We start from the raw sequence: 7,648 nt of genomic DNA, 5'->3' as shown, positions 1-7,648 counted from the left end.
CGGAATAGCTAGACCCACTACTTACAGGTACTAGCGGGTAACTCCGTGGAGGTTCGAGTCCTCTCCTGGGCACCCAACATGAAAAGGCCGCTGCACACCCAACGGCCATTTTCTTTTCTGATCGCTGAAAGCCGATGGCAAGGGCATCTCGCCAAGAAAAGTTCAGGAAAATCTTTGCAAACCTGCCCGGCACATCGCTTTCACGCTATATAATTTGCGTACTCTGAAATGCCCAGGTGGCGGAATTGGTAGACGCACTAGTTTCAGGTACTAGCGGGTAACTCCGTGGAGGTTCGAGTCCTCTCCTGGGCACCAAACATGAAAAGGCCGTCGCACATGCAACGGCCTTTTTTCTTTGCCTCGCCGGCAGCGTCGCAAGCCCCTGCACAATCCCGCAGAAATTTCTCAAAAACTTGGGAAATCGGCCTCAGACGGAGATTTCGCGCTATATAATTTGCTCACTCTGAAATGCCCAGGTGGCGGAATTGGTAGACGCACTAGTTTCAGGTACTAGCGGGTAACTCCGTGGAGGTTCGAGTCCTCTCCTGGGCACCAAACATGAAAAGGCCGTTGCACACGCAACGGCCTTTTTTCTTGGGCGCTGCAGACGCATCGACCCCAGAAGGTCGCATCCATGGCGCAAAAAAAAGGGAGCCAGCGGCTCCCTTCCTGGATGAGAGGATCACCTCCCGTGCATCACTTGCGCAGCAGTTGCTTGAGCACGTTCTGCAGGCGGCGCGCGCTGGCATCATCGCGCGGCGATGCCAGCACCCGGGCGGCATCGTTGCCCCAGGTTTCCTGCGGAGCAGGATCGTTGCGGCGCGTCAGCAGCTGCAGCTGCAGGGCACGGCGGGCGCTCAGATGTTCCGCAGGTGTGGGAACGTCGGCGGCCATTTCAAGGCGCAGCAGGGCTTCGCCCGCGTCTCCCTTGGGAGCCTGGCCGAGGGCCTGCGACCAGGCGCTGCGCACTTGTGCAGACACGCGGCTGCCAAGCTGCTGTGCAGCCGGCATCTGGGAAGCATCACGCGACTCCCACGCAGCCATCAACTGGGTCAGTGCTTCACCATGGGCCTGGGCCGCGAGCTTGCGCAGGGCGTCCTGGGCATGTTCCAAGGCTTCACGCTGGGCGCGGAAGGCGGGGCCCGCCAGGCGCGGTCCGCGCTCCTCGCGCGGCTCGCGGCTGAAGCGGCCACTGTCGCGGCTGTCTCGGCCATCCCGGCCGTCGCGGCCACGGCCACCATCGCGGCGGTCGCCAGGACGGGCAGCGCGTGCACCGCCCTCTTCCTTCTTCATGCCAGGACGATCGTCGCCGCGCACGGCAACCACGGGGCGCACCGGCACCGGCTTGGCTTCGGACTCTTCCGAACCCGCTGCAGCAGCGGCGGGCTCCTGTGCTGGCTGGGCCGCATTCACGGAAGCATCGGCACGGCCACGCAGCGCTTGCTCCAGGGCCTCCACCGCAGCGCGGATTTGCTGCACGTCACCCGAGGTGTTGGCAGCTTCCACGGCCTGAGACGCTTCCAGCACGCGGCGATCATGGTCGCTGAGTGCCACGGCTGCGGCGCGGGGGCCCCGCTCGGTGCCCTTGCGGTTGAAGGCTTCGTCCAGCGGCTTGCGGAAGGCATCCCAGAGCTTTTGCTCGTGCTTGCGATCCAGAGGCACGGCCTGCGCCTCGGCCTGCCAGCGCTGCTGCAGGGCCTTGACGGCGTCGATGCGCAGGCTGGGCGCTGCGCCCAGAGCGGTGGCTTCGTCGATCATGGCGTGGCGACGCTGCAGGCTGGCCTTTTGCGCGGCATGCAACGGAGCCTCGGCCAGGGCCATGGCCTGCTTGAACTGGGGTTGCAGTTCGGCAAACAGCTTCTCGCCGATGTGCCCGCTTTCACGCCAACGTTCAGCGAACTGGCGCAGTGCGCGCGCCGCGCCCTTGAGATCTTCGCTGGCAGACTGCTGTGCTGCCCAGGCCTTGATCTCTTCGATCAGCGCCAGGCGCTGTGCCTTGGACTGGGTGGTTTCGGTGCGCAGCTTATCGTGCCAGGACTCGACCACCTTGTGGGCCGTGTTGCAGGCTTCGTCAAACTTCTTCCACAGTGCGTGGTTGGCTGCGCTGCCCTGGTCGGCCAGCTTCCATTGCTCGCGCAGGCTGCGCAGCGATTCCTGGATCTTGCGGCCACCCAGCGCCTGGCCTTCAGGGCGGTTCAGCAGGGCTTCGGCCTTGGCAACCAGTTCCTCGCGCAGCTTGTCGGCGTTCTGGCGCGGCCAGCCCTCGGACTCGCCAGCTGCCAGAAGGGCCTCATGCACCTTGGTGACCAGTGCATCGTCCACCAGGCGGCCATGGGCCTTGATGGCGGCGCGCACGGCCTGCACGGCGGCGGAACCCGCCTTGCTTTCGCCTGCAGCCGTCTCGGCCTGGAGCTGCTCCAGCGCCTGGGTCAGTGCACTGCTGGCGGCAGCCACTTGCTCAGGCGATGTCTTCGCCTTGGGCTGGGCTGCGCTGCGGGCAGCGGGAGCGGGCTTGGACGGCTCGGCAGCCGCTGCCTCGGGAGGCAGGCCACGCGCCACGCGCAGCTCATCGGCCCACACGGGCACGGTGGGCAGCGGAGCGGCTTCGTCGGCGGCGGCAGCTTCGGTGAGCGCCAGTGCAGACTGGAAGGCATCCCAGACCAGGATCAGCTGTGCGCTGGCGGCTTCCAGCTGGGGCGGGAAACGTCCGTCCACGCTGGCCCAGTTGTCATCGCCAGTCAGTTCGCCGGCCTGCTCCTGCCAACGGGCCACGTCGGCGCGCAGGTTGTCGAGCACAGCCTGGGCATCGCGCCAGGGCTTGGTGGACAGGACCTCGATGCGCTGGGCCAGCAAAACGGCCACTTCGCGCTGGACCTGCACGCGGTGCTGCAGCTCTTCGATGGCCTTGACACGCTCGGCCAGCTGGGCCTTGTGCTGCGACAGAGGTTCACGCGACAGCGGTGCGCCCGCCTTGGCGGCGTCGCGCTGCCAGGCGATGGCGTCGGCGGCATTGAAGGGCGATGCGACCAGCAGCGCCTGGGCCTTTTCAGCCCACTCCACTGCGATCTTTTCCTGGTCCTTGGTGCGGCGGATCTCGTCCAGGCGCTCACGCACGGCACGGGCCGCGCCCTTGTCGCGCGCGCTCAGTTCCTTGAGGACGTCCTGCAATTGCTCGACCGAAGGCTGGGTTGCCAGCCAGTCGCGGATGCGCGCGGCGCGATCACCCGAGGTTTCGGCGGAGAAGGCACCGCCCGTGAGCACATCCAAGGGGTGTTGTTCGGGATTCTTGGCAGAAGCAGGGCTCACTTCAGGTGCATCGGACATGGTGCTGCGGGGGGAAAGAGAAGACATGAATCAATCGTTGAATGTCTGGCTGCCGCGGGCCGCCAGACGCGGCCGGCCAGGCCGCATGCGGGCATGCTAGCCGGACCGGGAAAACCATATTCTCGCCGTTATTTGAAGCGGAGCCAAAACCGGGCTACTGCGTGGACAGGCTGAGCTGGGCGCGCGGACTCCATTCCTGGTCGTCGGAGTCCAGTTTTGGAGCCCCCAGAAACAGGCGTTCAAGCGGCAACTGCTGCTGGGCAAGGTAGTCGCGCACGGCCACGGCGCGGGCCAGCGCCAGTTCGCGCATGGCGTCGTCGGGCACGGCAATCTGCTCCAGCAGCAGACTTCGCATCTGGTCGGTGGGCAGGTCCTTGGCCATGCCGATGACATTGCGCGGCTTGGCAAAGTCGGCGCGACTGTACAGAGCCTTGGTCAAGGCCGGCACTTCGGAGGCAGGCAACTCGGTCACGGACTCTGCCGATTTGCCGTCGCGCAGCACCTGGCGGCGTTTCTGGGCGAGCAGCAGGCGATCGAGCTCCGCCTGCTTCCAGGCCTCTTTGTCCTGCGCCTCGCGCGCCTCGCCGATCACGGTGAGCTTGAGGGCCGGGCGCTCCTTGAGGGAGGCAACCACCTTGTCCAGGCTCTCGCGGGCCTTGCCCTCGATCTGGGCACGCCCCGGCGCAAAGGCCACCACGCCCGATTCGCTGCCGCCCCCAAAAGCGCCCGACAGCAGCGAGAACGGCGAGGTGATGGCCTTCATGATCAGGTTGCCAATGATCTTGAAGATGACCGGCGCCAGCCTGAATTGCGGGTCGTTAAGTGAGCCGCTGACCGGCAGGTCCAGGTCGATGACTCCGTTGCGGTCAGCCAACAGCGCCACCGCCAGGCGCACGGGCAGCGAGGCGGGCGCGCCTTCGACGGCTTCGCCGAAGGTGAGCTGATGCAGCACCAGCTTGTTGCGCGCCGTGAGCTGGCCATCGGGCTCGATCTTGTAGTTGACGTCCATGCTGAGCTTGCCGCGCTCGATCCCGTGGCCCGCGTACTTGATGGAGTATGGCGACAGCGGGGGCAGTTCCAGGTCACGCATCTGGGCACGTATGTCCAGGGCCAGCGGCTTGGCCAGGGGATTGACCTGGCCGGTGATCTCCAGCGAAGCCGTGCCCTGGGCGCGGCCGCGCAGTTCCACATCCGCCAGTTGCGGCGCCTGCTGGCTGGCAGGCTGCTCGGACGAGAAGGTGCTCAGGCGCCCCGCCAGCTCGCTGAGGTCGGCCGAGTAGTTGGGCTGGATGAAGTAGTCGGAGAACTGCACCCTGCCGCCCGTCAGCACAATCGGCCCGATCTTGATGACGGGCGCAGGCCCGGAGGCAGCCTGCGGCGGCGCCGGTTCGGCGGAAGCCGCCGTGCCATCCGCGGCCTGCGTGGCGTTCTGCTCAAGGGACTGCTGGGACTTCGCCGATTTGACGATGTCCTGCAGGTTGATGCGCCCATTGCGCTGCACGATGACGCGCGCAAAGAAGTCGCTGAGCGCCGTCTCGCGCACGCTCAGGCGCAGCGGCTGGGCGGGCTGCATCTGCAGGTCCAGGCCGCGCACGGCCAGCGTCTTCCAGGCCACGAGTTCATCGCGCAGGCCGAGTCCCAAGGCAACCGACTGGGCCTTGGCCCGGTCGGCCGTGGACTCGCTGAGCACGGCAGCCACGGCGCCTGCCGCCGTGCGTGGCGCGCCCTGCCCTGCGGTCTCGCCCGCCGCTTGCACGGGAGAGGCCAGCGCGGAGCGCATGCGCAGATCCACGAGCTCGACATCCCCCTGCACCGCCAGCTCGGGGCCGGCCGGTTGGCTGACAAAGCGCAGTTGTCCGAGGAAATTGCCGTCGGCACGCACCAACTCCACATTGAGCATGTCGGCAAAGTAGGGCTCCAGCGCATGCAGCGGCAGGCTGCGCGCCTGCAACTTGCCCTGAAGCGACAGCGGCGCCAGCCCCAGGTCCCCCCGCAGGCTCAGCGAGCCCGCCTGGACACGCCGGCCCGAGCTGACCTGCGCGGACAGCTCCAGCGGCGTGGGCGCGGATTTTGCGGCCAGCGGCTCGATGGCGCCCATGCGAAGGCGCAGTGAACCCAGGTCCAGCGACACGGTGCGCGCCGAATCCGCGTTGCGCACGGGCGCTTCGTCACGCAGCGCAATGGCGCCGCCATCGACCTCCACCGCCTGCAGCTTCAGCCCCCAGGGCCGGGACTTGTCCTTGCCGGCGTCCTGCGATGCGGGTGCCGAGGAGGCGGGCGGCAGCCATTGCTCGTACATCCACCGGCCCTGGGCATCGCGCAACACGGCCAGCTGGGGCTTTTGCAGTGCCAGGCGGCCAACGGAGACCTGCTGGCTGGCCAGATTGACCTGCACCTGCTCCAGCTGCAGGTGCGCGATATCGACGGGCGCGGCCTTGTCCTTGAGGCTCAACTGCTCCACGCCCAGCCCGGCCACCTGAACCACCATGGCGGAGCCGTTCCAGCCCAGGCCGGCGTCGGTGCTCAACAGACCCGTCAGCTCGGGTTTGAGATGGGCGGACAGGTACGGTGCTGCCAGTTGCAGCGGCAATTGCCGCGCGGAGATGGCCAGTTGGCCCTGCTTGTCGGTCAAGGCCCCGCTCAGCTGCAACTCGGCAGGTTTCGCCCCCTCCCCCGCCGATTCGGGCTGCACCTGCATGCTGGCAGCAAGCTGCAGCGGTTGCTCCAGGGGCCAGCGGATATCGCGCACCTGCAACGACAGCTCGCGCGCCTGCAGCGCAGCGCCCGACTTTCCAGCGTCGGGAGCGGCATCGCGCCAATGCACCGTGGCATGGGCAACGGACAGCCTGTCCAGGCTGACCTTCCACGGCTGGGGCGCGTCGGAGGCAGGCTTTTCCGCTGCCGGCCTGGCATCCGGGGAGGAAGCACCCCCCATCGCCGTCCAATTGATGCGGCCTTGCGCATTGCGGGCCGCAAAAATCTCGGGAGCGCTCCACTGCACGGACTCCAGCTCCGCAACCGACTGCAGCGGCTGCACGTTCTTGAGCACGGCGGCCAGGCGCTCGAAGCGCAGCAGGGGGGCGCCGTCGCGGTCGTGCAGCTCGGCGCCGGACAGGCTGACCTCCCCGGTGATGCGGACCACGGCCTGCTCGGCCTGCTCAAAGGAGATGTGCAGGTTGGCATCCAGCACGCCGGAACGCGGCTTGACAGGCGCGGTGACGGGCACATAGCCCAAATAAGGTGTCAGGTCCACGCCCTGCCAGCTCAGATCGACAGCGGTCTGGCGCTGCTCGGTGAAGGGCGTGCTCTGGGCGCTGGATTCAAACCGGCTGCCGTTGAGCGCGAAGGACAGGTGCGGGAGCACCTTGATCTCGCGCTTGGACTCCAGGTTGCTGATGAAGGGCAGGCGAAGCTGCAACTGCTCGAGCATGTGCTGGCGCCGCTGGACCTCGTCCTGCAATTCCACGCGGCCGTCGCGCAGCGCAATGTTGTACAGCGCAAAGCCCACGGGTTTGGAGGGCGGCGTGTCGCCGGGTTCGGCCAGCCTGGCCAGCACATCGTCCACATCGAAATGCCCCAGGCTCTGCTGGGTCAGGCGCAGCACCGGCGCATCGACCTCGATGGCATCCAGCACCGGCGCCAGCCGAAACAGCGACTGGATACTGGCATTGACATAGATACGGTCGATCTGAAGCTGGGGGGGCGAAGATGAAGACGGCACGGACTCCGGCGCCGCGCCTTCCGCCTGGCTCCTGGCAATGCTCAGGTCCCGCAGGGTCAGCTCCAGCGACCAGGGCCGGAACTCCACTGCACCCACACGGACCTGACGGCCCAGCTTGGCCGATGCCTGCTTTTCCAGTTGACTCTTGGCCACAACGGGCACCAGCGCCCACAGCAGCAGCCACAGCAAAAGGAACGCCACAAGGGCGATGGCCAGCCTGCGCAGCCAGCGGTGCTTGAAGAGAGATTGCATGGGGCTCTGGTAACTAGTACAGCCCATCCTGGGACACAGGACAGGGCAACGGCTGCATTGCACCAGAAATTGGGGCGGCAGCAACGGCTGGGTCCGCACCACGGCACATTTCTTGACGTTGCGGCCATGCTTGAACGACAAAGCCCGGAAGCCGTGAGCCGGCTTCCGGGCTTTACGGCGGGCACAAGTCCCGACCGTTTTCCGCAGTCAAGGAGAGGATGGTCCTTGCTGCTTGGAAGCAAGAGATTGCTTCCAGGAAGGCCGCGGAAGAAGACTTGAACCACGGTGTCCGCACTATCGAACACCACTTTTACCTGTCTTCCACCTTGGCGAGACGACTGCAGGAGCAGT

General features: G+C 66.4%; 2 protein-coding genes and 2 tRNA genes. 2 read left to right on the top strand and 2 right to left on the bottom strand.

The genetic code is table 11. The annotated features are described in order from the left end of the window. The first annotated feature begins 230 nt into the window (after window positions 1-230). Together JHD82_RS22020 and JHD82_RS22015 are read left to right on the top strand one after the other, a co-directional pair. Window positions 231-315 (top strand) — tRNA-Leu (locus JHD82_RS22020). 155 nt (window positions 316-470) lie between these two features. Then, window positions 471-555 (top strand) — tRNA-Leu (locus JHD82_RS22015). Between the two features lie 141 nt (window positions 556-696). Here JHD82_RS22015 and JHD82_RS22010 read toward each other — a convergent pair. Both JHD82_RS22010 and JHD82_RS22005 read right to left on the bottom strand, forming a co-directional pair. After that, window positions 697-3,324: a DUF349 domain-containing protein gene (locus JHD82_RS22010; RefSeq protein WP_199138785.1), complete on the bottom strand. Its 2,628-nt coding sequence runs from the start codon at window positions 3,322-3,324 to the stop codon at window positions 697-699. Between the two features lie 154 nt (window positions 3,325-3,478). Further along, window positions 3,479-7,297: a DUF748 domain-containing protein gene (locus JHD82_RS22005; protein ID WP_199138783.1), complete on the bottom strand. Its 3,819-nt coding sequence runs from the start codon at window positions 7,295-7,297 to the stop codon at window positions 3,479-3,481. Between the last annotated feature and the right edge of the window lie 351 nt (window positions 7,298-7,648).

The organism is Delftia sp. ASV31, from assembly GCF_016428765.1.
GTDB lineage: Bacteria > Pseudomonadota > Gammaproteobacteria > Burkholderiales > Burkholderiaceae_C > Comamonas > Comamonas acidovorans.
Note: the sequence above shows the minus strand (reverse complement) of the source record. Positions and strands in the feature narration are given on the sequence as shown.